Source organism: Cohnella silvisoli (genome assembly GCF_021190915.1).
GTDB classification, from domain to species: domain Bacteria; phylum Bacillota; class Bacilli; order Paenibacillales; family Paenibacillaceae; genus Cohnella; species Cohnella silvisoli.
The window spans coordinates 109,065-130,627 of the sequence record NZ_JAIOAP010000001.1 but is presented as its reverse complement, the minus strand read 5'-3'; the positions used below and the strand labels follow the sequence as shown (position 1 = coordinate 130,627).

At 49.9% G+C, this 21,563-nt stretch carries 22 protein-coding genes and 2 pseudogenes; 8 read left to right on the top strand and 16 right to left on the bottom strand.

Annotated features, from left to right (window positions below; translation table 11 throughout):
• Positions 1 to 33: 33 nt before the first annotated feature.
• The 3 genes from K7P76_RS00570 to K7P76_RS00560 are packed head-to-tail and all read right to left on the bottom strand — an operon-like array spanning position 34 to position 2,268.
• A complete protein-coding gene (locus K7P76_RS00570; protein ID WP_232182124.1) occupies positions 34 to 507 on the bottom strand; it encodes an SRPBCC family protein in 474 nt (157 codons plus the stop codon).
• A gap of 35 nt (positions 508 to 542) precedes the next feature.
• The gene (locus K7P76_RS00565; protein WP_232182123.1) at positions 543 to 821 is read right to left on the bottom strand and encodes a hypothetical protein; all 279 of its coding nucleotides are present in this window, start codon (positions 819 to 821) and stop codon (positions 543 to 545) included.
• A gap of 55 nt (positions 822 to 876) precedes the next feature.
• On the bottom strand, positions 877 to 2,268 hold the full coding sequence (locus tag K7P76_RS00560) for a cytochrome P450 (protein ID WP_232182122.1): 1,392 nt from the start codon (positions 2,266 to 2,268) through the stop codon (positions 877 to 879).
• A 154-nt stretch (positions 2,269 to 2,422) separates the two neighbouring features.
• Here K7P76_RS00560 and K7P76_RS00555 point away from each other — a divergent pair, with 154 nt between their 5' ends.
• From K7P76_RS00555 to K7P76_RS00525, 7 genes are all read left to right on the top strand, one after another.
• Complete coding sequence (locus K7P76_RS00555) at positions 2,423 to 2,884, top strand: MarR family winged helix-turn-helix transcriptional regulator (protein ID WP_232182121.1); 462 nt, start codon at positions 2,423 to 2,425, stop codon at positions 2,882 to 2,884.
• A complete protein-coding gene (locus K7P76_RS00550) occupies positions 2,868 to 3,749 on the top strand; it encodes a pirin family protein (protein ID WP_232182120.1) in 882 nt (293 codons plus the stop codon). The genes K7P76_RS00555 and K7P76_RS00550 overlap by 17 nt, the downstream gene beginning before the upstream one ends.
• A 169-nt stretch (positions 3,750 to 3,918) precedes the next feature.
• Positions 3,919 to 4,110 (top strand): DUF2524 domain-containing protein, encoded by a 192-nt coding sequence (locus K7P76_RS00545; RefSeq protein ID WP_232182119.1) that lies wholly within the window; start codon positions 3,919 to 3,921, stop codon positions 4,108 to 4,110.
• Positions 4,111 to 4,510: 400 nt separating this feature from the next.
• Complete coding sequence (locus K7P76_RS00540; protein WP_232182118.1) at positions 4,511 to 4,822, top strand: ArsR/SmtB family transcription factor; 312 nt, start codon at positions 4,511 to 4,513, stop codon at positions 4,820 to 4,822.
• Positions 4,819 to 5,277, top strand: coding sequence for an SRPBCC family protein (locus K7P76_RS00535; protein ID WP_232182117.1), 459 nt, complete (start codon positions 4,819 to 4,821; stop codon positions 5,275 to 5,277). Before K7P76_RS00540 ends, K7P76_RS00535 begins: the two co-directional genes overlap by 4 nt.
• Positions 5,278 to 5,310: 33 nt before the next feature.
• Positions 5,311 to 5,700 carry an SRPBCC family protein gene (locus K7P76_RS00530; RefSeq protein WP_232182116.1) on the top strand — a complete coding sequence of 130 codons (390 nt, stop codon included), beginning with the start codon at positions 5,311 to 5,313 and terminating at the stop codon, positions 5,698 to 5,700.
• 35 nt (positions 5,701 to 5,735) lie between these two features.
• Entirely contained in the window at positions 5,736 to 6,050 is a 315-nt protein-coding gene (locus K7P76_RS00525; RefSeq protein ID WP_232182115.1) for a hypothetical protein, read from the top strand.
• Between the two features lie 441 nt (positions 6,051 to 6,491).
• Here K7P76_RS00525 and K7P76_RS00520 read toward each other — a convergent pair whose 3' ends face one another.
• The 8 genes and pseudogenes from K7P76_RS00520 to K7P76_RS00485 all read right to left on the bottom strand — a co-directional run bounded on the left by K7P76_RS00520 (position 6,492) and on the right by K7P76_RS00485 (position 16,194).
• Entirely contained in the window at positions 6,492 to 7,391 is a 900-nt protein-coding gene (locus tag K7P76_RS00520) for an NAD(P)H-dependent flavin oxidoreductase (RefSeq protein ID WP_309244718.1), read from the bottom strand.
• 78 nt (positions 7,392 to 7,469) lie between these two features.
• The gene (locus tag K7P76_RS00515; RefSeq protein WP_232182114.1) at positions 7,470 to 8,624 is read right to left on the bottom strand and encodes a trans-sulfuration enzyme family protein; all 1,155 of its coding nucleotides are present in this window, start codon (positions 8,622 to 8,624) and stop codon (positions 7,470 to 7,472) included.
• Positions 8,625 to 8,659: 35 nt separating this feature from the next.
• On the bottom strand, positions 8,660 to 10,450 hold the full coding sequence (locus K7P76_RS00510) for a glycoside hydrolase family 35 protein (RefSeq protein WP_232182113.1): 1,791 nt from the start codon (positions 10,448 to 10,450) through the stop codon (positions 8,660 to 8,662).
• Positions 10,451 to 10,462: 12 nt separating this feature from the next.
• Positions 10,463 to 11,233 carry a response regulator gene (locus K7P76_RS00505; RefSeq protein ID WP_232182112.1) on the bottom strand — a complete coding sequence of 257 codons (771 nt, stop codon included), beginning with the start codon at positions 11,231 to 11,233 and terminating at the stop codon, positions 10,463 to 10,465.
• A complete protein-coding gene (locus K7P76_RS00500) occupies positions 11,227 to 13,053 on the bottom strand; it encodes a sensor histidine kinase (protein WP_232182111.1) in 1,827 nt (608 codons plus the stop codon). The genes K7P76_RS00505 and K7P76_RS00500 overlap by 7 nt, the downstream gene beginning before the upstream one ends.
• 38 nt (positions 13,054 to 13,091) lie before the next feature.
• Positions 13,092 to 13,934, bottom strand: coding sequence for a carbohydrate ABC transporter permease (locus tag K7P76_RS00495; protein WP_309244712.1), 843 nt, complete (start codon positions 13,932 to 13,934; stop codon positions 13,092 to 13,094).
• Positions 13,922 to 14,809 carry a carbohydrate ABC transporter permease gene (locus K7P76_RS00490; RefSeq protein ID WP_232182109.1) on the bottom strand — a complete coding sequence of 296 codons (888 nt, stop codon included), beginning with the start codon at positions 14,807 to 14,809 and terminating at the stop codon, positions 13,922 to 13,924. Before K7P76_RS00490 ends, K7P76_RS00495 begins: the two co-directional genes overlap by 13 nt.
• 110 nt (positions 14,810 to 14,919) lie before the next feature.
• Positions 14,920 to 16,194, bottom strand: a pseudogene (locus K7P76_RS00485) (ABC transporter substrate-binding protein).
• A 705-nt stretch (positions 16,195 to 16,899) separates the two neighbouring features.
• On the opposite strand from K7P76_RS00485, the gene K7P76_RS00480 reads away from it, so the two are divergent.
• Entirely contained in the window at positions 16,900 to 18,030 is a 1,131-nt protein-coding gene (locus K7P76_RS00480; RefSeq protein WP_232182108.1) for a transglutaminase domain-containing protein, read from the top strand.
• Here K7P76_RS00480 and K7P76_RS00475 read toward each other — a convergent pair.
• The 5 genes and pseudogenes from K7P76_RS00475 to K7P76_RS33580 all read right to left on the bottom strand — a co-directional run.
• Positions 18,014 to 18,616 (bottom strand): glycerol-3-phosphate acyltransferase, encoded by a 603-nt coding sequence (locus K7P76_RS00475; RefSeq protein WP_232182107.1) that lies wholly within the window; start codon positions 18,614 to 18,616, stop codon positions 18,014 to 18,016. The two genes, K7P76_RS00480 and K7P76_RS00475, sit on opposite strands and share 17 nt — an antisense overlap.
• Positions 18,613 to 19,707, bottom strand: coding sequence for a glycosyltransferase family 2 protein (locus tag K7P76_RS00470; protein WP_232182106.1), 1,095 nt, complete (start codon positions 19,705 to 19,707; stop codon positions 18,613 to 18,615). Before K7P76_RS00470 ends, K7P76_RS00475 begins: the two co-directional genes overlap by 4 nt.
• Positions 19,708 to 19,972: 265 nt before the next feature.
• Positions 19,973 to 20,581 (bottom strand): class I SAM-dependent methyltransferase, encoded by a 609-nt coding sequence (locus K7P76_RS00465; protein ID WP_232182105.1) that lies wholly within the window; start codon positions 20,579 to 20,581, stop codon positions 19,973 to 19,975.
• 63 nt (positions 20,582 to 20,644) lie between these two features.
• Entirely contained in the window at positions 20,645 to 20,971 is a 327-nt protein-coding gene (locus K7P76_RS00460; RefSeq protein WP_232182104.1) for a DMT family transporter, read from the bottom strand.
• 443 nt (positions 20,972 to 21,414) lie between these two features.
• Positions 21,415 to 21,543, bottom strand: a pseudogene (locus K7P76_RS33580) (TetR/AcrR family transcriptional regulator); the annotation flags it as partial.
• Positions 21,544 to 21,563: the final 20 nt, after the last annotated feature.

The following is a 21,563-nucleotide window of genomic DNA, read 5'->3' as shown; positions in this document are numbered from 1 at the left end:
CTAATATAAATTCCGCAACAATCCCTGTCAATCTTATTTTTCAAGTTCCTTCATTCGTTGGTCTAATTGCTCGAGTACGAACGGCCAGGCATGCTCGTGCTGATCCCTTGATTCCTTGTCCGGAAACCCTGCGTGCGCAAGCCGCAATTGCGTGCCTTTGCCGTTAGGAGCCATTTCAACCGTGACGATCGTCTCGGCTCCCCAAGTGCCTTTCGCCCCGGTAACCCACGTCAACTCGATGAGATGATCGCGCTCAAGTCTAAGGAATCGACCATAATGAGGATGGCGTTCCGCCTTGCCATGCTCCTCGAACCGGTGAACCGTCTCGAAGAAGAATACGGCGTTGACCTCCCCTTTCATCAACACCGAACCCGGTGCCGCGAACCATTGATCGAGCTGTTCCGTCCACGCCCGGTAAAGCACGTCCGGCGTTGTCTCCATCTCACGAACCACAGTCAGATTAAACGGTCTTGTCGAAATATCAGGTACTGTAATTGGATTGATCATGGTACCCTCCAAGTGTCTCTCGCATCATGTACGTTTTAGAAATTTCCTTCGAACTTGGCTTTCTTTAGCCAATTGCGGACCGCGGCATTACCCGCGATTACAGCCGACGCTCCGATGATTATTCCAAAGGAAGCTGCTGTTAGTGCCGTTATGCCCGTACTATAGGCGACTGTGTTGACAGTTACGCCTAGTGTAGCTCCTATAGCCATAATGACCGTAGCTAATACCTTGCCCACTGGGGAGATGATAACAGTTCCGATTGTTGTTCCGAAAGCTATGACAGCAAGCACTCCGGCTAATCCTATTATAAACATTTTATCGCCTACTCTAGTAGATTTTAATTACTCTACTAGAATTGACAGTTGTTGCTTACTCTAAACTTTGGCTTTTCATTTTCTCCGAACTTTTCTGGTTTTGCCGACGTTCGGGAACCATCCACCGACCGTTCTTCACCCGCAGGGATACGAGCGGCTCAGGTTCCGCCTCGCCTTGTCCCGATGTGGACGTAAAATGAAATTTTTCCGCAAGCGATCCCATTATGATCCCCGCCTCCAATAACGCGAACTGCGAGCCAATGCAGCCTCTAGAGCCTCCCCCGAACGGAAAATAAGCGAATCTCGCCCATTGGGAAACTCCGCCATCGAACCTCTCCGGACGAAACACGCCAGCATCGCCGAACACGCTGTCATTGCGATGAATCGCGTAAGGACTGATCAGAAAGCTGCTGTTCTTGGGGAAATGATCACCCAGCATAACAAGTTCCTGCTCGGATTCACGAAGAATCGCCCATGCCGGGGGATAGAGCCGCAATGTCTCCTGCACGATCTGCTTCGTGAAGGACATCTCCCGGTATCGGTCATAGGCCGATAATCGTTCACCGCCGGAACTCTCTTCGTTGAGCCGGATAACATCCAGCTCTTCATGCAGCCGTTGCCTAGCTCCAGGAGCCCGCTCTAAACAATACCACGCCCATACTAATGCGTTGGCCGTCGTCTCATGTCCAGCTAGCAGCATCGTCATCATCTGGTCGCGAATTTCTTGATCGGACAGTGCGTTCCCCGACTCGTCCTTCGTATCCAACAGTAGCCCCAGCATACTGTCAGCGTAGGCATCCGGATCTCTTTTCCCCTTCGAGATTGCCTCGTATATCATGGCTTCCAACGTCCGAATCGCACGCTTATGCTTCACATTACCCGGTGTCGGAATAGCAAATGGGATGATGATTGGCGAGAATATCGTACCGGCCGTTTGGCGGATCGTGACGTCTACCGCGGCTGCCAGCTCCGCTTTGTCCGCATCAAGCTCGGTTTTGAATAAGCTGCGCGCAATAATGCCAAGCGTCAACTGCATCATTACCTCATGCATGGGAACGGGCACCCCATCTTCCAGGGAATCCGCAAGCCGTTCCGTCTCCTCCTGCACGATCTGGGCATAGGTTTGAATGCGTTCTTTATAAAAAACCGGCGTTAAGTATTTTTTCTGTTGCCGGTGAACCGAATGCTCGGATGTCAGAAGCCCGTCCCCGATCGTCCTGCGCAGAACCCCGGAGCTTCTTCCCTTGCGGAAATGCTGCTCTTGATGAACCAGAATTTCCTGAATGAAGTCAGGCGAGTTCACGACAAACGTAGGACGGAACGAGCTTGTTCTCAGGGACACGACATCCCCCATCGGCAATGCGTCTACCAGGAACCCCAGGGGATCTCGTTGAAATTTAATGAAATTGGCTGCTCTTGAGGTTGGAATCCCGGACACTCGCGTCATAACATACTCCCCTTCCTTCTAGGGAGATTTTATCATTTATGTTCGGGTCAATGCGAATTCGTGCCCTGACTGTTAGTTGACAAGATTCGATTTATCCTATATCTTTAAATTAAGATTATTTAGTTGAAGATAAAAAGGAGGCTTCGGAAAAAACATGCCGCTTCAAGAAGATGTCGATGTACAAACGTCCCTTAAGCTGCTAATCGTCCTATCCAAAGCTTACAAAAGTATTATGGACAAAGCGGTGAAGGATATTAAGAACTATGGGTTATCCGCTTCCGAGTTCGGAATTATGGATGTTTTGCATAAGAAAGGGAAAATTCCGATCCAGCAAATCGGAGGAAAAATCCTTATCACCAGCGGTACGATGACCTTTAATATCGACAAGCTTGAGAATAAAGGGCTAATACGAAGAATCCCTAGCACGGAAGACCGCAGAGTCATTCATGCCGAGATCACCGAAGCCGGGGAGGAGCTGTTCACTCGGATCTTCCCTCAGCATGCGTCGAGCATTCATGGCATGATGAACGTTCTTACGACGGACCAGAAATTAGAAGCCATTGCTTTACTAAAATTATTGGGCAAAGGAGCTCATTCTTATGACAACGAAACGTAAAATCGAAGGTATTTACACAGGCGCACCGTTCCACATGGTAGGCGACGGTTTCAGGGTATCGAATTATTTTCCGTCAGGCAATAATTTTCAACAGCGTTTTAGCCCGTTCTTGTTAATGGACTATAATGCCCCTTTCGTATTCCCGCCCAGCAACACGCTTAAGGGCGTCGGAGCCCACCCGCACCGGGGTTTCGAGACTGTAACGATTGCTTATGAGGGCCATATCGAACATCATGACAACCAAGGCAACCACGGGGTAATCGGCCCGGGCGATGTTCAGTGGATGACGGCGGGATCCGGATTATTGCACAAGGAGTATCACGAACGGGAATTTTCCAAACGCGGCGGGCTATTTCAAATGATTCAACTATGGGTTAACCTGCCCCGCGCCAATAAAATGAATACTCCAAAGTACCAGGAACTATTGAACAGTCAAATGGGAATCGCCGAGTTGCCGGAAGGCGGCGGCAAGGTTCGCGTGATTGCCGGAGAGTATGAAGGGGTTAAGGGACCCGCGCAAACCTTCACGCCCATCCATTTGTTCGATATCGCGTTCAAGGAGAAAGGGAAAGCCCAGTTCGAGCTCCCCGCCTCCTTCAATACCGCGGCTTTGGTGCTCAAGGGCTCAGTCAGGATCAACGAAACACAAACTGCGGATGAGGGACAATTCGTCCTGTTCGAAAATACACCCGGAGACATTTTTATCGAAGGACAGACCGACGAGACGCTTGTTATCGTTTTAAGCGGACAACCGATCGACGAGCTTGTCTATCAACACGGCCCGTTTGTCATGAACAGCAAAGAGGAAATCATGGAGGCTTTTAAGGATTTCCAGTCGGGAGCGATGGGCAGCCCTGATTTTTGACGAATAACCGGAACTTTTTCCACGAACAATAACGTATCGCTTATCCGAAGGAGGAACCAAAATTGTCGAAACAGCAAGGGCACGCGGTCAAGAACACGACTACCCGCACCTCTGACAAGAAAGGCAACAAATCCGGAAACAAATCTTAATCCGAGAGGATGGCGCCAGCTTGCTTAACCAGTTGGAAAGCGACTACGACTGCTCGAACGCGGGCGACGATCTTCATCAATTAAAGCAGGAATTGGAAAAACTCATCGCGTCAAGCGACAACGATCATTCAGCCGAGGTGCAAGAGACCCGAAATCGGTTAGAGAATCAAATCCATTTTATTCAAAATAAGTGCGATATTGTTGAAGCATGAATTTCGCTAAGGATTAATGAGGCTGTCTCTTTAGGTCGATAATGGCCCGAGGGACAGCCCCTAATCTTTCGAATTTCGACCGCACGATACGGCATTTGAAAGAATAAATAACTGTAAAACTCCTGTAATTACATTAAGTTTGGAGTGGACTCATTGATTTTACTGTATAACTCCTGTTATTTTCCCCACTTCCTCTTCTTTCACCTCGTAACTTTTAGAAATAACTGGACAATTGTTGTTAATTTCCCATTTATGGCGTGAAACCATAACTTTAACTGTAAAATACCCGTTATTTCCAATCGAGGCGGTATGCAAGAGTAGTACTAGTGCGTAACTTGTACGATGAATCCTAATCATTAATTAAGTTGACACTAAATTAAGTGTATGCTAAATTAACGTCATGATCGAAAAAACACTTCACGCTCTAACTGAGCCAAGACGCAGAGATATTTTATCTCTCGTTCACGATGGCGAGCTAACTTCCAGCGCCATTGCCTCGCATTTTGAGATTACAGCGCCTGCCATTTCCCAGCATCTCAAGGTTCTCGAGGAATCGGGGCTAGTCGTTGTCCGAAGGGACGGAACCAAGCGGTATTATCGAATGAGGAAGGAAGGTTTTGCCGATTTGAGAGCTTATATCGACCGTTTCTGGGACGATAGCTTACTACGTTTGAAAGAAGCGGCCGAAGCCGAGGAAAGGAGAAAAAAATGAATACCATTCATAGCAGCGAACGAATTACGAAAGAATTGTTTATCGAATGTCGGCCGGAGTCGTTGTTCTCGTTCTTTACCGACCCGGACAAGCTGGTCCGTTGGATGGGCAGCCATGTCCTTCTGGAACCGAGAATCGGCGGCAAATTTCGCATTGACGTCAACGGAAGCGACATCGCCATGGGCGAATACGTAGAGATCGTACCTTACGAGAAGATCGTCATGACGTGGGGTTGGGAAAAATCGAAGATCGTCCCCCCGGGTGCTAGCACGCTCGAGTTCCGTTTGACTCCGAAGGATAACGGCACCGTCTTGGTATTGACGCATTCCGACTTGCCGGTTCAAGAAATTCAGTCGCATCAACAGGGTTGGAATCATTATATGGTCCGACTTCAAACATTGGCCGAAGGACAAGATCCCGGCGTAGACCCTTGGTCCGTAAAGGCTATGCATTAAATAATAATATCCATTGGGAGGAATACGAATACAATGTCTGCCTCTATTCATCAAGAAGTTACTTTCAAAGCGAGCCCCAGCCGCATTTACGAGGTTCTTACCAATGCAGACCCATTCAGCGCAGCCACCGGAGGCGCACCTACTGAAATCAGCCCGGAGGCGGGCGGATCCTTCTCCTGTTTCGGTGGACATATCGTCGGTCGCAACATAGAACTGGTGCCAAACCAACGAATCGTACAAGCCTGGCGCCCGGCCAGATGGGAAGAAGGCGTCTATTCCATCGTCAAGTTCGAACTCAAGGAACAGGGCTCGGAAACCCTATTGATATTTGATCACACGGGCATCCCCGAAGGTCAGAGCGAGCATCTGGCGCCGGGTTGGAAAGATAACTACTGGACGCCGCTGGAGAAATACTTGGCCTAAGCGGAAGACCGCTCTCGTATACAGGAGGAAATTCCATGTCGCAGAATGAGCAGAAATTCAACGAAATCGCGGAACACTTAAACCTAACGGATAACGTCGATAAGGGCAACATGTTCGGCGCAAAGTGCCTGAAATTGAACAAGAAAGCATTCGCGATGTTCCATCAGGACGAAATGATATTCAAACTGCCCGCGGATGCAAGCTTAATGGGCTTGGAGGGCGTTCGCCCTTTTGAACCAATGCCCGGCCGTCCCATGAATGGATGGATACAAGTACCTTATCGTTATTCCGAGCAATGGGAAGACCTTTCCGTCAAAGCCTTGAACCATTTGCGTCAGCTTAGCGAGTAAGCGTAATCCACGAAAAACCGGGGGCTTTGCCAGGCTTTGCCTCCGGTCCTTTTACTTTTGGCGGATATCCATAATGAAGCAATCATACCCCTGAACCCCTTGTAACTCTCGGGGTCGACCGGTCCGATATCCCTGTTCCTGCCTGCGGTTGTTCGCGAAAACGTACTTTTATCCCTTCGCATTAGAAGCAGAATAGGACCACCGCAGCTCCCCTACCTCCTTTCCGCGAAAACGTACCATTATCCCTTCCGAGCAGGGGGAAAACCCTTGTTCATGCTTTTGAAAACAAACCCAGAATGTTGAAATTTTACCCGATACCTCTTGAAAATAAAACGTACGTTCGGTATGGCACTTCTGAGACAGAGGGATAATGGTACGATTTCTCCAAAATGGCACGAAAATTAGGCTAGATGAACTTCCGGACAAGGGCAGTGTTTTTGTTTATGACAATATGGAAATAGCCTGTCGGACCATCTCGGCAACGATATCCTCCGCATGTTGTCCAGAAGTCAGCAGCCTTGTCCCTTGTCCGGCCCACAAAGACATATAGTCTGCATTGTTCTGCTTGGCAGCGGCATTGCGAATGTCCCGTGTCGCGGTATTTTGCGTTGGAAAAGGAAGCGGCTCAAGGCCGGTCGCATCCCATTGCCTCATAAACTTGTTCAGAACCCCTCTTGCCGGACGACCCGAGAACGCCTTGGTCAACGCCGTGCTTTCCTCCGTACTATTCAGCAACGCCTCCCGATAGGAGACATGCGCACCGGATTCGACAGCGGTCAGGAAACGCGTTCCCATCTGTACGCCTTGCGCTCCGAGAGCTAGAGCGGCAACAAGCCCGCGTCCATCCATAATGCCTCCGGCGGCAATGACCGGAATGCTGACGCTGTCGACAATCTGCGGCACCAACGCCAACGTGCCGATGTTAGCGCCCAGTGGATATTCCGAGATGTCAAACGTCCCTCGGTGTCCACCCGCTTCACTCCCTTGAGCAACGACCGCATCGCAACCAGCCTGTTCCGCTAAGAGCGCCTCGCGTACGGTAGTGACCATCGTAACAATTCGGATACCGGCTGATTGGGCTTGTCGCATGGCCTGTTTCGATAGAACGCCAAAAGCCGTACTGATAACCGGCACCTTTTCTTCCAGCAATATCGCAAGCTGTTCCTTGAAACGATCCGGAGTTAGGACGGGCGCATCGGGTACAAGGGGTACACCAAGCTCATCACGCATCCGGTTCAACTCTGTTTGGACTTCCTTGATTCGCGTATTGTCGTCGGTTAATGGAATTGAGAATAGGTTAACCGCGAAGGAAGATTCCGTTAATCGACGGATTCCCCGGATCGCATCACGATATTAAACATCCGGCAGATGTCCGTATCGAGTCGAATTCCCATTATTACGCCCCCTCCGAAATCAATTTTAGTTGAATCCGGCTGCCCGAAAAGCCTCATCCAGATCCGATATGAGATCCTCAGGCTCCTCCAAACCGACATAAAGCCTGACTACGGGTACTGAATGATTGTGAGGATCTGCGCTTCTTTCTTGTATCGAAACGAGACTCTCGTAACCTCCCCAACTGAACCCGATGCGGAAATACGTCAGCCATTCTATGAAACGAACGAGTTTTTCTTTATCCAAGCCCGCTTCGAAGGAAAGCAATCCGCCGAAGCCGGTCATTTGAACCTTCGCCAACTCGTGTTGCGGGTGAGACGGAAGGCCGGGATAACGAACCCGTTCAACGAATGGCAATGACTCCAAGTACTCAGCCACGGCCTTTCCCCCGATCTGATGGCGCTCCATCCGCAGCGGCAGAGTTCTTAGTCCCCTCGAGATCAAAGCCGCCGTCTGCGGCTGCATAACGGATCCGAGCAAAATAAGCTCATTGCGATCGAACTCGCCGATCCGTTCCGCGCTTCCAATAACGACTCCGCCCATGGCATCGCTATGACCGCCTACGTATTTAGTCAGCGAATGGACAACGAGATCGATGCCTAAGTTTAGAGGATTCTGATAATAAGGTGTCGCCCAAGTATTGTCAATAAGGGTTCGGATTCCATGTCTGCGAGCGAGCTCCGCGCAAGCCCGGAGGTCTTGCAGTTCGAACAGCAGGCTCGATGGACTTTCCAGATAGAGCAGCTTCGTCTTCAGTCCAATTGCCGCTTCGATTGCCGTCAGATCGGAACCGTCCACGAAGTCGGCCTCCACCCCGAATCGCCGCATATAGTTTCCCATCAACTTTCTCGCCGGTCCGTAAGCCTGATTCACGCAAACGATATGATCCCCTGTACGCACGATGGAGAGAAGCGCCGCCGAAACAGCTCCCATTCCGGTCGCGAAGCATCTTGCTCGCTCCCCGCCTTCCAACATGGCCAGCTTGCGCTCCAGTTCGTGCACGGTAGGGTTATTGCCGCGCGTATAGACGTAGCCGCCATCCGCTTCCGCCTTTTCCATCTTCGCTACGGAAGGGAAAGTAAATAAACTGCTATCGTATACAGGAACATGAACGGCTCCATAATGCCTATCATCGTGCTGGTCGTGCGTCACAAGCGAATGCTGTCTGCGTCGGTCGTTCACTTGGCATAGCTCCTCCTCTAACATTTCTCTGACCGCTATCCAAGCTCCGGGTAATCCTGGAACGTTACGACGGGCTCCTCCGTCCCTTCCAATTCGAAGATTACGATCTCATTGTCCCCTTCGCGCAACACCGGACCGGGCACGTAAAGCGTTCGCTGCGGCCCCTTCTCCCAATAACGTCCCAGGTTAAATCCGTTAACGTAGACGACGCCTTTTACCCATCCTTCAAGCTTCAAGAACGTATCCGCGACTTCATCCACGCGGAGCGTTCCCTTGTAGAAGGCTGGTGCAGCAGCCTTAGGCAAATTGTCATTAACGCCGCCGTTAGCCGTTGACGAAATCGGCTCAAACTGAACACCCGACAGATCATCCAGCGGCAAGCAACGGATCTCCCAGTTGAATAGAAATTGATTGTATTGGCGCTTACCCGCTTTGACGCCTTCTGTGATCCCTTTTGCATCCCTTATGCGCGAGCCGTAGTTGATCCTGCCCATGTTCTCGACAAGGATACCTAGCTTGGCTCCGGACGGCGGAATATCGACCGTGACCGAATCTTCCGCGCGCCAACGCTCGACCACTCCGCGGTAGACCCCATCGACATAAATCAGAGCGCGGTCATGAACGTCCTGAAGCATGATCTCGCAGTCCGTTTGCGGCCCGGACATTTCGGTCTCGTACCAAATAAAGCCATAGTCCTGCCCGAGCCGCTCCATCGTTTCCGGGAAAACGCTTCGAACGGGCACGCTCAGGCTGTCGAACGAAGAGAACAACGCTGCCCGCTCCGTAAGTCGAACCTTTCCGTAAGCTTTTTTCGCCGAAGGCGGCGGCAAAGGTTCGTCCGGAACATCCGCATACGACGCGATAACTTTCCTAATCGCCATGTACTTGTCGGTAATATCCCCCGCCTCGGACAGTAAAGCATTGTAATCGTAGCTGGTGACCGTCGGCTCGTAAAAGTCGATATGATTAGCCCCGTTAAAGAAGCCGAAATTCGTTCCTCCGTGGAACATATAGAAATTGACCGAAGCGCCCATGCGCAAAATCCGGTCCAGCACATCCTTAACGTCATCATGTCCGCGGACATGATGCTGATCGCCCCAATGATCGAACCATCCGTTCCAGTATTCCATGCAAACAAGCGGTTTATCGGGCTGATATTCGAGCAGCTTGGCAAAGCCCTGCTCCGGATTAGAGCCGAAATTAAGCGTAGCCAGCATGTCCGGAAGCGTGCCTCCTTGGAGCATATAATCCTCCGACCCGTCGGAGGTAAATAGCAGGACGTCCATTCCCCGGTCTTTCATCGCTTGCCTCAAGTAAGCCAAATACTGCTTATCGTTGCCATAGCTGCCATATTCGTTCTCGACCTGCATAGCGATAATCGGACCGCCGAAGGTGCACAAGAGCGGCTTCAGCTTCGGTAGCAAGACATCGTAATAGGCATCAACTTTGTCCAGAAAAGGCCGATGGCTGCAGCGAAGCCTCATGCCCGGGTTGGCGAGCAGCCAGGACGGCAGCCCTCCGAATTCCCATTCCGCGCATATATACGGACTCGGGCGAACAATGACGAACAGCCCTAGCTTCTCAGCCAAGCGAACGAAACGCACGAGATCCGCGATGCCTTCGAAATTAAAACGTCCTTCCTTCGGCTCGTGAAGGTTCCAAGCTACGTAAGTCTCGACCGTGTTAAAGCCGCAAGCTCTCAGCTTCCGGAGACGGTCCTCCCAATATTCGGGAACGATTCGAAAATAGTGCATTGCCCCGCTAATGATGCGCATGGGTTTGCCGTCATACATAAACTGGTTTCCTTCGATTACAAAAGAAGCCATGCCTTCTCTCCCCTAACTATCGGGCGTGCCCGCGCGATATTCGAGCGGAGTCACGCCGACCATTCGTTTGAACAACTTTTGAAAATAAATTTTATCACCGTACCCTACGCTATGAGCGATTTCGTATACCTTTAATCCGGGATGGTCCCTAAGAAACTGCTTTGCCTTCGCTATGCGCACCCTGTTCAGACAATCGGTAATCGTCTCGCCGGTTTCTCTGCTGAATATTTTGCTAATATAGCTCGCATTGAACCCGACCTTGTCGGCGATGTACTTCAGATCGATCTCCCGGTTATATTCTTGCTCGATAAGCTTCCGAATGCGTTCCACGGTCGTTTTCTCGCCAACCGGGACGGCGGTCGACGCAGCCGATCCTTTCGCCTGTTCGGACCCGCCGGCAGTAAGCTTCCGCTCCTCGCACTGGGCGAGCAGCCGGAAAACCTCCACCTTGTCCATAGGCTTCAACAAATAATCGGCTGCCCCTGCCCTCATCGCACGGCGGGCGTATTCGAAGTCGTTGTAACCGCTAAGCATGATGATGCTTAGATCGGGCAATTTGCTCTTGGCTTGCTCAATGAAATCGAGCCCATTCATCATCGGCATCTCGATATCGGTAAGGATAAGGTCGAGATCACCGGCGTCCATTCCCGCGATTTGCAATAGCGCCTCCAAGCCATTCGCATGCTGTCCCGCTATTTCCAACTCTCCCGGGTACTTGGACAATATCTTCACAATGCCCTGACGGATATGCTCCTCGTCGTCGATCACCATCACTTTCAGCATTCCAAGCCCTCCTCCCGCAACCGCTTGTCGGGCAGCCGGATCGTAATCCTCGTGCCTTCATTCTCCGTGCTCTCGACCGTCAAGCCATAGACTTCTCCGTACTGGAGCTTGATGCGCTCGTTGACGTTCCGAAGCCCGATACCCTTGCCTGGAGTGAGAACCCGGTTGCCGGTCATATGCTCTCTCAAAGCCTTGAGCCTCTGTGCGTCCATCCCGCTCCCATCATCCGTGACGGTGAAGACGACATCCTCCCCTTTATGGCGGACGGAGATTCGGATCGTTCCTTCCTCGAGCCTATCCTTGAAGGCGTAATGAATGGCATTTTCGACGATAGGCTGGAACATCAGCTTGATGCAAGGGATCTCGTAATCGCTCTCGGGAATATCGATGACCAAGCGGAATTTATTCGAGAATCTCGAGTTTTGCAGCAGCATGTAGTTGTTCAGATGCTCCAGTTCCTTGCCCACGGTTACGTGCTGCTCCTCATGATTAACCCCGTACCGAAGCAGCTTCCCTAAGGTGAACGTCATATCGGCAACTTCTTCGTCGTCATTCAGCTCAGCCTTCATGCGGATCATCTCGAGCGTGTTATAGATGAAGTGAGGATTAATCTGGCTCTGAAGCGCCGCGTATTCCGCCTCTTTCTTGCGGGTTTGCGTCAGCTTCACTTCTTCGAGCAGCTCTCGCACGCGAGTAACCATAATATTGAAATGCCTTCCGAGCAGCCCGACTTCGTCCCGGTATTTCTGGTTGAAGCTGACATCCAAATTGCCCGTCTGAACTTCTTGCATCAGAGTCTTAATCTTGCTGAGAGGCCGGGTAAGAGCATAAGAGATCGCGATGGCGATCAGCAAGGCGAAGGTGACGAATGCACCCGTCGTGAGCAGGGTAATGTTGCGTGTGACCGCAGCCTGGCGCGTCGCATCTTCCATCGGAATATAGACGAACATTTTCCACTTGGTCAAAGCGGATTTGGCGTACGTGCATATATAGGATTTGCCATCGACGTCAATGTGAAAAGAGCCCCTGTCCGCCGTTGCCATCCGGATGGACTCGTCGTCCGACAGGTTGCGAGTAATCAGCTTGCCGTCGCTGTCGAATACGACCGTGTTATTTTCATCAACGAGAATGGTCTTGCCCTTGGTCACCTGATCGACGTCTTGAATCTGCCGATTGATGGCCGTAATGTTCGTATCGAAGACGATGTAGCCGATCGGGCTCATGTCGTTCAGTTGCTTAAGCTGCCGTACAACCGAGAAGGCATAATAAGTGTCTTTATCCGTCGATACTTCCCGCGTGCTGATCAATTGCGGGCGACCGCTGCCCTTCTCGGCGATCTGCGCCCACTCCGATTTCACTTCTTCTAGATTATTGCGTTTTCCCATGGATTTAATGTTGAAAAAAGCGTGGCCATAATTATCGAAAACATATACAGACATCGTATCCGGTTTGATTTTGTTTAAGTTCTCGATGTACAGGTCCATCGACTTTATTTTCTGCAATTCGATGTTCGGGTCTGCGAGCCATTGGAGAAATTCTTTGTTGTACAATGGCATCGCCGACATGTTATAGAGATCGGTAACGTAATCGTCAAGCTTCACCACCATTTTGGAGGTGATCTCCGTCGCGTAAGCAATCGTATTGGCTTTGATGGAGCGAGTGTAATAATAGGAAGAAGCATAGCTGGCCATCACGACGGGAAGGCAGACAAGAGACAGGAACACGATTAGCAGCTTTTGCTGCATATTCAGGTTGGCAAAAGAAACCCATAGCTTCTCCGCCGCGCTTCGGAATACGCTTCCCCTCGTTCCTTTTCTCATGCCGGTTCCCCCCTAGTTGTCCGCTTCCGCAAGTACAGTTATTTTACTGCACCGCTTACGATCCCGGCAAACACATACTTCTGGAAGAACAAGTAAAGCACAACGATCGGAACCATGATCATGAGAATCGCCGCCGACATCATTTCCCATTCCGTGCTGCGTTCCGACGAGAAGTTCATCAAGCTCGTGGAGACGACGGTCAGGCTCCGGGACGGCATGTACAAATAAGGGATGAACATGTCATTGTAGATATCGATCGTCTTAATGATGGCGATGGTCGCCGTCGCAGGTGCCAGCAGCGGGAAAATAATGGTCCGATAGATTCTGAACAAGGACGCGCCTTCCATCATCGCGGCTTCGTCCAATTCCCGCGGAATGTTGCGGATGAACTGCAGGTAGATGAAAATTTGCAGCACGTTCGTTCCGAAGTGAAGAACGATGGAAGCCCATATCGTGTTGTACAGATGCAGGTTATGGACGACCGTAAACGTTGCAACCTGCGTCGTAATGGTCGGAACGAAAGATAAGGCGATATAGGCGCCCATAACCGCTTTTTTCAGTGCAAAGTCAAAACGGCCGAGAATGTAGGCGACCATCGTCCCAAGCAAGACATTGCCGATGACCGCAATTACGATAATGGTCAACGTATTCAAGTACGCCCTGTCCAGATGGGCTTTTTGCATGACCGAAACGAAGTTGTCGAAATTCAAAAAGCTGGCCGGCAGTTTGAAAACGCTCGTCTGCGTAAATTCCAACTTGCTCTTAAAAGCGTTCATCACGAGAATATAAGGCGGGAAAATGATCGCCGCAACGGCGAGCCAAAGGAAGGCATGCTTGAGCAACTCAAGCGGTCGGAAGCGTGTAACGCTCAATCTCCCCACCTCCGGGTAATCCATCTTTGCAAGCTCAGAACAACGATAACGGCGGCGATCAACGTAAGGCTCATCGCGGAAGCCACGCCGAAGTTATTGAATTTAAACGCCATTTCGACCGTCTTGGTGAGAAACGTATCGCTCGCCCCAAGCGGTCCGCCTTTCGTCAGCAAGAAGGGCAGATCGAATATTTCCAACGTGCCAATAATGGTAAGAAACAAATTCAACTCGATTACTCTGACCATGTTAGGCAGAATGACGCGGCAGATCGTTTGCACCCGCGAGGCACCGTCCATGCGTGCGGCTTCGATAATCTCCGAAGGCACCGACTGAAGGGCTGCCAAGTAGATGACCATATTGAGGCCCATAAACTTCCACAAAGTAATGAAGCCGAGCACGTGATTAACGGCCTTCGGAGATCCGAACCAACTGATGGCTAGCGAATCAAGCCCTATTCCGTGCAGCAGCGTATTGAACGAGCCGTATTCCGAATTGAACACATAGTTAAACATGTAGGCTACGGCGACGCCGTTCATAATGTAAGGCATGAACAACATGACCCTATAGACATTGCGGCCGCGCAACCGGGAGTTGAGTATCAGCGCGAATAACAAGCCGAGCGCATTCTGCAGAAGTCCCCAGCCCAAGTAAACGAAATTATGCGAGAAGGCGGCCCATATCTCCTTGTTGGCGAACACTTCCTTGTAGTTGGCAATGCCTGCCCAAGTTTTGTCCGGGCTAAATCCATCCCAGTTCATAAAACTTAAATAAACGAGATAGACTGCCGGATACATGGAGAACAGGATGAGCAAAGTAAGCGGAACAAGCAAAAACAGGATGATCAGTATTCGCTTCTGCTGGCCGTAGGATAAGTTATTGACCATCGTGTCTCCCCTCTCTTGCCGTAATGTAAAATAAGGACGACAAAATGGATGATCCGGGTGACCAGCCATCCATTTTGTCGGTCTTCGTAAGACGTATTAGATCGGAACGATTATTTGCTTGCGGCCGCCTTGGCGGTTTTCCATTTCTTGTTATAGCCGTCGAAGACGTCCTGCAAATCGCCTACCGTCGCTTCCTGAATGAATTTGAACAGGTCGAACTGCATTTTGTTTTCCGCTGCCGTTACTTCCGTGCTTACGGCTTGAGCTTCCAGCATCGTCGGATTATAGCTCATGAACTGCGTTAGCTGCGGAAGGTCTTGTTTCTTGTCCTTGAGCGGGGAAATAAACATGTGATCCGTTTCATCGCCGGACTCTTCGAGCATGAATTTGATGAACGCCTTGGCTAGCGGTTTATTCTTGCTCGTCGCGCTGACCGCATAAGCCCAGTCATTGCGCATCATGCCTTTGTAGGTTCCGCTGTTGTCGTAAGGGAGCGGAACGAAGCCGATGTCTTCGAGCGCCAACCCGCCGGTTACCAGGCTCGAGAAGAACCAGTTGCCGATGTACATCATAGCCGTTTTGCCCGTTGCGATATCCTTCTGGGTTTGGTCCCAGTTAGCGGAGTAGATATCTTTCTCCAGATCGCCCTTCTCGTAAAGCTGCTTCAGAATGCCGAGGCTTTGTCCGTAAGGGCCGTCGACTGTGAATGGCGTGTCCGTTTTGATCTTGTCGTTGCGCAGGTTTGTGCTGCCTTAGATGAATTCAGCCGGATCGGTCCAATATTGCAGCGTCCAACCATCCTTGAAGGACGTTGCCATCGGCACGATGCCAGCGGCTTTCAGCTTCTCCGCGTCCGCGAACAACTCGTCTAATGTTTTAGGCGGCTCCGCGATGCCCGCTTTCTCGAATGCTTTCTTGTTGTACACGAGACCGTTGATCGCCGCTTGCTGGGTAATTCCGTAGAGCTTGCCTTCATAGGAATTATAGTCCTTAAAATAAATGTTGTCGTTTAGGCCCAGGTCGTCCAGCGGCTCGTAAAATGTAGGCAAATCCGCCTTTGTCGTCTCTACGAGAGACAGCACGTCGGGCAGCTCGTTGCCGGCCATCCGTACCCGAATCGTCTGCTCGTAATCTTTCAGACCTTCGATCTTAACCGTGGTACCCGGATATTTCGCTTCGAACTTCTCTACGTACTTCTTCAAGTCGGTGTCGACAAGCTCGGTACGGTGAGTCGCCCATGTGATCGTTCCCGTTAATTCCGAACTATTTCCGCTGCCCTCTGAAGCGGATGCGCTTGCACTGGCGCTAGGCTCAACCGACGAGGATGCCGACGGCGAAGCATTCGAATCGTTCCCTTTGCCGCCGCATGCGGCCAACAGAATCATGCACATGGATAATACCAGGGCAATCGCTGCATTTTTTTTCATCTCTTTTATTCCTCCCCATTTAAGTAACGGCGTTGCTGCCTAAATCAATAGTATGTCAATTAACATAACGTTCAAATGGTCTCTATTTGTTTTTATTGGCTATTTTTTGTTTGCATCGCATTTTCTTATTCCAATAATCTCTATTGGTTTCGTTTACATTTTTTTGGATAAAATTTAGCGAGTGGTGGATGTTTGTTTTGTGTTATGTTTGTTGACACTCACTATTTGCGTCATTCTTATGTAATCGTACCTCCATCTCCATATAAAAAGGAATGGTCTAATTCTTGGGTTTTGCGGATTGGGGTCCACACGGAGCACCAGAATTGCAAATAGGTTCAGAATCTGAACCTACAGAGTCGCGCGGAGCACCAAAATTGAAATTAGGTTCAGAATCTGAACCTACAGAGTCGCACGGGTCAGTAAAATTGAAAGTAGGTTCAGAATCTGAACTTACAGAGTCGCACGGGGCAGTAAAATTGCAAATAGGTTCAGAATCTGAACATACAAAGTCGCGCGGGGCAGTAAAATTGCAAATAGGTTCCACTATCAACGGCTATAAGTATGCTATATTCAAGCTATAGATCCAATGACCGATTCAGGTTACGAGGTTTTGCCATCATGAATATTTGATTGGCAGCAGACCGGGGAAAGGCGAGGATAGTTATGAAAATAGGGATAAGAATTTTACTAGCCACTGCGGTCCTGTTAGGGACTTTTTATATTACGACAAGGTTCGACCCTTCTATATCTATACGCGCAGCAGCAACTACGATATCGCAAGATCAACTCCATAAGGAAATCGTCCGCGCATTAAATGAGCGTCTCAGCTCTTTTCAAGTTACTTTTTCCGGTAATAAAACATCACTGAAAAAGGACATTAAAGATACATTGAATGCCGCCATCAGCTCCGATGATTATTTGCATTATATCGTTAAGACATATGGCTATAATGCGACTTTCCAAGGAAATACCGCCGCTATCACTTTCCGTTTTACTTATTGGGAAACCCTAACTCAAACGAATGAAGTGAAGAAACGCGTTACCCAGACACTCAGTCAGGTCCTGACTTCAGGAATGAATGACCACCAGAAGGAAAAAACAATTCATGATTGGATCGTCACTCATATTGCCTACGATAAGCGGCTAGTCTCGCATTCCGCCTATGACGGACTTATAAATGGCCGAACAGTGTGCCAAGGCTACGCCCTCCTTACGTATGAGATGATGAAGCAGGCCGGCATTCCGGTAAAAATCGTGGAAGGTACATCGCGAGGTATAGCCCACACTTGGAACCTTGTCCGGATTGGCGGCCAATGGTACCATCTCGACTCTACTTGGGATGACCCCGTGCCGGACGTTGCCGGGCGCGTGGATTACAACTACTATAATCTAACGGATTCCCAGCTTCGCATTGACCATAGGTGGAAACCGTCAACGTCCTATCCGGCAGCCATAACTCCGTATGATCAGACACTGACTTCGTTAGCTGTAACAGATACAATCCGAGCTGCTTTCTACGGAAAATTTTACGAGCAACTGGGTTACGCCTATCTTACCGACTCCTTTACGGCAACGAATTTGCAAACCTTAACAAGCAAAATACAAGCCGCCGTAGACAATCGCCAACAGGAGCTCGTGATCCGCTACACGAAAGGTGCATCGGTAACGTCGGATATGAAAAAAGCATTCGCAGCTCTTAAGGGGCTCTCCATCTTCAATTATTCGTATGAGGACTATACCCGAACCACGATTAACGACAAGCTGCTTCGCATTGTGTTTAAGTACTCCTCATAACGAACGCACTAAGCTCGCGTCTATGGGTATAAGCAAGCAGCAGTAAATTACCGAGCCAGAACCAGAGAATAGCGCTCGGAAAACCCCGTGTGTACAAATATACGGAAACGAACAACATGCCGCACACGACCTGAAAGCCATCCGCCGACGTAGACACGGGTTTTCCGTTATTGAGCGCCCTGCCCAAGAGCAGCAAGAGAGCTAGGATTATCGCATAGATAAGAGAAACTTCAAACCGGGTCAAAGCGCTCCATACGCCGAAAGTAACAGCGATCGCTTTACCTCCCTTGAAGCGAAGGAATGGGGAAAAGGCGTGCCCCACAATCGGAGCAAGCGCGACGGGCACGATTCCATATCCTTCGACTAACCCGTAGTCCATAACGAGGAGAACGGGAACATATCCCTTAAGAAAATCAAGGACGATACCGGCTATGCCAAATTTATAACCGGCGGCCAGCCATAAGTTCAATGCTCCCGGATTGCCGTCTCCGAAAGCTTTCAGGTTGGTGCGAGCTAGACGCCCAAGCCAATAGGAGAACATACAAGAACCCGACAGCCAAGCGACGGCAGTCCACCATACGATCATAGGTCCGTTCTGCCTCCTACTTTGACGTTCCTCCCCTTCCAGGAAACATGTCCCAGAAAGAGGACCTGATATGCCGAATAAACCATAATCGCAAGGAAGAACAAAGTTGAGAAAATGTGCAGCACCGGAATGATCCGGCCGAATACACCGACGTATTTAACGAAGTAAATCATTTGAAGCGTATAGAGAATGTACCCGATCGAAAGCGGCAGCGCCCATGAGGTATGGAGGAGAAACAGTGCCGACTCCGATACGATCAACCCGATTATCCAAACCGCAATCAGTATGACTGTGGTAAGTCTGAGCGCTGACGTACTTAAGACGGCTCCTTTTCCGAAGCCTTGGATTTCGCTTTGAATGCCCTGGGGATACATACGGAAGGAAACCAAACCATGCCCGATGAAGTTCGTGACCGGAATGGCGGCTTCTACATACTTGGCTCCCAGGTTCAGATCGTCCAGCAGCTCGGACCGAACGCCCTCATGGCCGTTGACCTTGTCATAATCCTCTCTCGTGGTCAGGATGCAGGACCCGTAGAGGCCTTTCTTCGGATTGTTCCTTTCAGAGGGAGCCGTGAAGGCGAATACGCCTAAAATATTAGTGATTAGCGCAAGGCGCTCATAGGGTTTCTCCGTATAATGGTAGGGAACAACGGAGATGACGCCCCCGGCTGTTTCCCTCGCGTTGATGAGCGACTCCAGCGCATGAGGCTCCAGACGTACATCCGCGTCGAGAAAAGCGATCAGATCTCCCGATGCATGCCGATATCCGTTCCATACCGCCCAGTTTTTGCCCGTCCAGCACGGAGGCAGCTCGGTATTCTCAATAACGGTAACCCCGAATCCGGCAGCGATTTCCTTCGTCCGGTCGTCCGAGAAATCGTCCACGACGATAATTTCGAACGGTTTGCGCGTTTGGGCCTGGAGAGAGCTAAGCAGATAGGGCAGATTCATCTCTTCATTCCTTGCAGGGATGATGACGGTTAGTTTCCCTTTAACTTGGCTTGGAGTATGGTTTGCCTTGATCGTATTCTTCCTAAAAAGCCACAAGCCCGCAAGGAAACCGAATCCAAACAGCACCAATAAACCCATCCCGAACCGTCCTCCTTCGTCTTCTACGAACTGAGCGCGATGTTAACTGTTAATACTATCAATATTTAGCTATTTAACGATTTAATCCTTCTTTTGCCCGATATCCCATTCGTTCAGGTGTGGCACCGTAGTTTGAGTTGGTCTACTTAACCAGCTTCCCATGCACTCCTATCGCGCATTTCTTTAAGGCGCATAATTTTCTAAACGACAAAAAAGCCTTCATCCCTACTATAAAAGCGGTTTTGAAGGCCCTTCGATCGGTGAACTATTTCCGGAGCAGCAAAGACTGAAAGTGCAGCGTACCGTCCTCCATCGGCTCAATGTGGAAATCTTCCACTTCGAACCAACGCTTCGCAACCTCGACGATTTCCTCATCCGTATACATGGAGAAGAATCGTTGCGGCTCGTACGGATCCTTATCCCAAACTCCTTCGCTGCTCACCCCTCCATAAACTCCAAAGAAGAACAGCCCTCCGGGCTTAAGCACCCGATGAATTTGCTCCAGCACCTGATCGATGTCGGACTTCGGCACATGGAGAAGGCTGTTCATGGCGTAAGCGCTGTCGAACTGCTCAGGCTCGAAATCCAATTGGTAAAAGTCCATCCGTCGGGCATCAAGGCCCTTCTCCATGCATAGCTTGACCATCTCGTCCGAAAGGTCAACGCACACCACATCAAACCGATTTTGCTGAAAATAAAGGCTGTCCCGCCCCGTCCCTGCTCCGAGCTCGAGGATGGAGTTCAGATCTTCTTCCAAGATAGACTGCAGAAACCGCTGCCTCTCCTTGAATTTCCACGGCTCCATCTGAGCAAGATCTCTCTGTTCGGCATAATTATTATAGGCTTGCCTTATCCTATTTTTCTCGTCGTGCATCTGATACGTTACCCCCTTATATCGGTGCATTACATTATATCGGGTATTTCATTTTTTTAACATTTAATGAGCCGTACCTTTAAGGTTAATGACTACAACGCCCGCAATAATGAGTACAATTCCAAGAGCCGTCGTTAGGCTGGCCGTCTCTTTCCAGATGACTATTCCGACAATCGCGGTTACGGCTGTCCCTACTCCCGACCAAATCGCATAGGCAATGCCGAGGGGTATTTGTTGTAACGACAACGAGAGCGCGTAGAAAGCTGCAACAAAAGAAAGCACCGTCCCAAGGGTGGGATACAGCTTCGTGAAGCCATCGGACGATTTAAGCAATGATGTGCCGATGATCTCGCTAACGATAGCCGCCGCCAAAAATAAATAAGGCTTCAAGCCTACTCCTCCTTCTTATTAACGAATCTAATTCCAATAAGCATGAATTCAACCATGTCCGACAGCGCCTTTTCAAGCTTCAAGCCTCTAAGTCCAACCGCCTGAACGTCCATCAAACGATACACGGCACCAATATAAACTTGGATGAACAACTCTACGTCGAATTGGCGCAATTCCCCGTTCGCAATACCCTCATTGATCAGCAACCGGATATTGTCCCATCCCTGCGTGAGGTAATGATCCATCTTCATCCACTGTTCGGGATATAATTTCCTTAGTTCATCTAGTGCACGGATGTCGCTAAACGCGAATCCGCTAGGCAGCACGGTTAACGCCTGATTCAGCTTTTGTCCGGTCGAGAGCGAGGCGTCGCCCATTAGTTCTTTTTCCTTCTCTTGCATCTCGAGAACGGATTGCTCAACGATGAAGCCTATAAGCTGTTCTTTCGATTCAAAATGTTGATACATTGTCTTCGTACTGATCCCTAAACGGTCGGACACATCCCTGATCGAGAACTTCAGCCCTCGTTGCAAAATTTCATGAGTCGCAGCCTTGGCAATTCTGTCTTTCATGACAATCACCCCACGCAATT

Excerpts from the sequence above, each read along its gene's own strand:
- K7P76_RS00570 (WP_232182124.1), bottom strand. The coding sequence starts at position 507 with ATGATCAATCCAATTACAGTACCTGATATTTCGACAAGACCGTTTAAT.
- K7P76_RS00565 (WP_232182123.1), bottom strand. The coding sequence starts at position 821 with ATGTTTATAATAGGATTAGCCGGAGTGCTTGCTGTCATAGCTTTCGGA.
- K7P76_RS00560 (WP_232182122.1), bottom strand. The coding sequence starts at position 2,268 with ATGACGCGAGTGTCCGGGATTCCAACCTCAAGAGCAGCCAATTTCATT.
- K7P76_RS00555 (WP_232182121.1), top strand. The coding sequence starts at position 2,423 with ATGCCGCTTCAAGAAGATGTCGATGTACAAACGTCCCTTAAGCTGCTA.
- K7P76_RS00550 (WP_232182120.1), top strand. The coding sequence starts at position 2,868 with ATGACAACGAAACGTAAAATCGAAGGTATTTACACAGGCGCACCGTTC.
- K7P76_RS00540 (WP_232182118.1), top strand. The coding sequence starts at position 4,511 with ATGATCGAAAAAACACTTCACGCTCTAACTGAGCCAAGACGCAGAGAT.
- K7P76_RS00535 (WP_232182117.1), top strand. The coding sequence starts at position 4,819 with ATGAATACCATTCATAGCAGCGAACGAATTACGAAAGAATTGTTTATC.
- K7P76_RS00530 (WP_232182116.1), top strand. The coding sequence starts at position 5,311 with ATGTCTGCCTCTATTCATCAAGAAGTTACTTTCAAAGCGAGCCCCAGC.
- K7P76_RS00525 (WP_232182115.1), top strand. The coding sequence starts at position 5,736 with ATGTCGCAGAATGAGCAGAAATTCAACGAAATCGCGGAACACTTAAAC.
- K7P76_RS00510 (WP_232182113.1), bottom strand. The coding sequence starts at position 10,450 with ATGGCTTCTTTTGTAATCGAAGGAAACCAGTTTATGTATGACGGCAAA.
- K7P76_RS00505 (WP_232182112.1), bottom strand. The coding sequence starts at position 11,233 with ATGCTGAAAGTGATGGTGATCGACGACGAGGAGCATATCCGTCAGGGC.
- K7P76_RS00500 (WP_232182111.1), bottom strand. The coding sequence starts at position 13,053 with ATGAGAAAAGGAACGAGGGGAAGCGTATTCCGAAGCGCGGCGGAGAAG.
- K7P76_RS00490 (WP_232182109.1), bottom strand. The coding sequence starts at position 14,809 with ATGGTCAATAACTTATCCTACGGCCAGCAGAAGCGAATACTGATCATC.
- K7P76_RS00480 (WP_232182108.1), top strand. The coding sequence starts at position 16,900 with ATGAAAATAGGGATAAGAATTTTACTAGCCACTGCGGTCCTGTTAGGG.
- K7P76_RS00475 (WP_232182107.1), bottom strand. The coding sequence starts at position 18,616 with ATGATCGTATGGTGGACTGCCGTCGCTTGGCTGTCGGGTTCTTGTATG.
- K7P76_RS00470 (WP_232182106.1), bottom strand. The coding sequence starts at position 19,707 with ATGGGTTTATTGGTGCTGTTTGGATTCGGTTTCCTTGCGGGCTTGTGG.
- K7P76_RS00465 (WP_232182105.1), bottom strand. The coding sequence starts at position 20,581 with ATGCACGACGAGAAAAATAGGATAAGGCAAGCCTATAATAATTATGCC.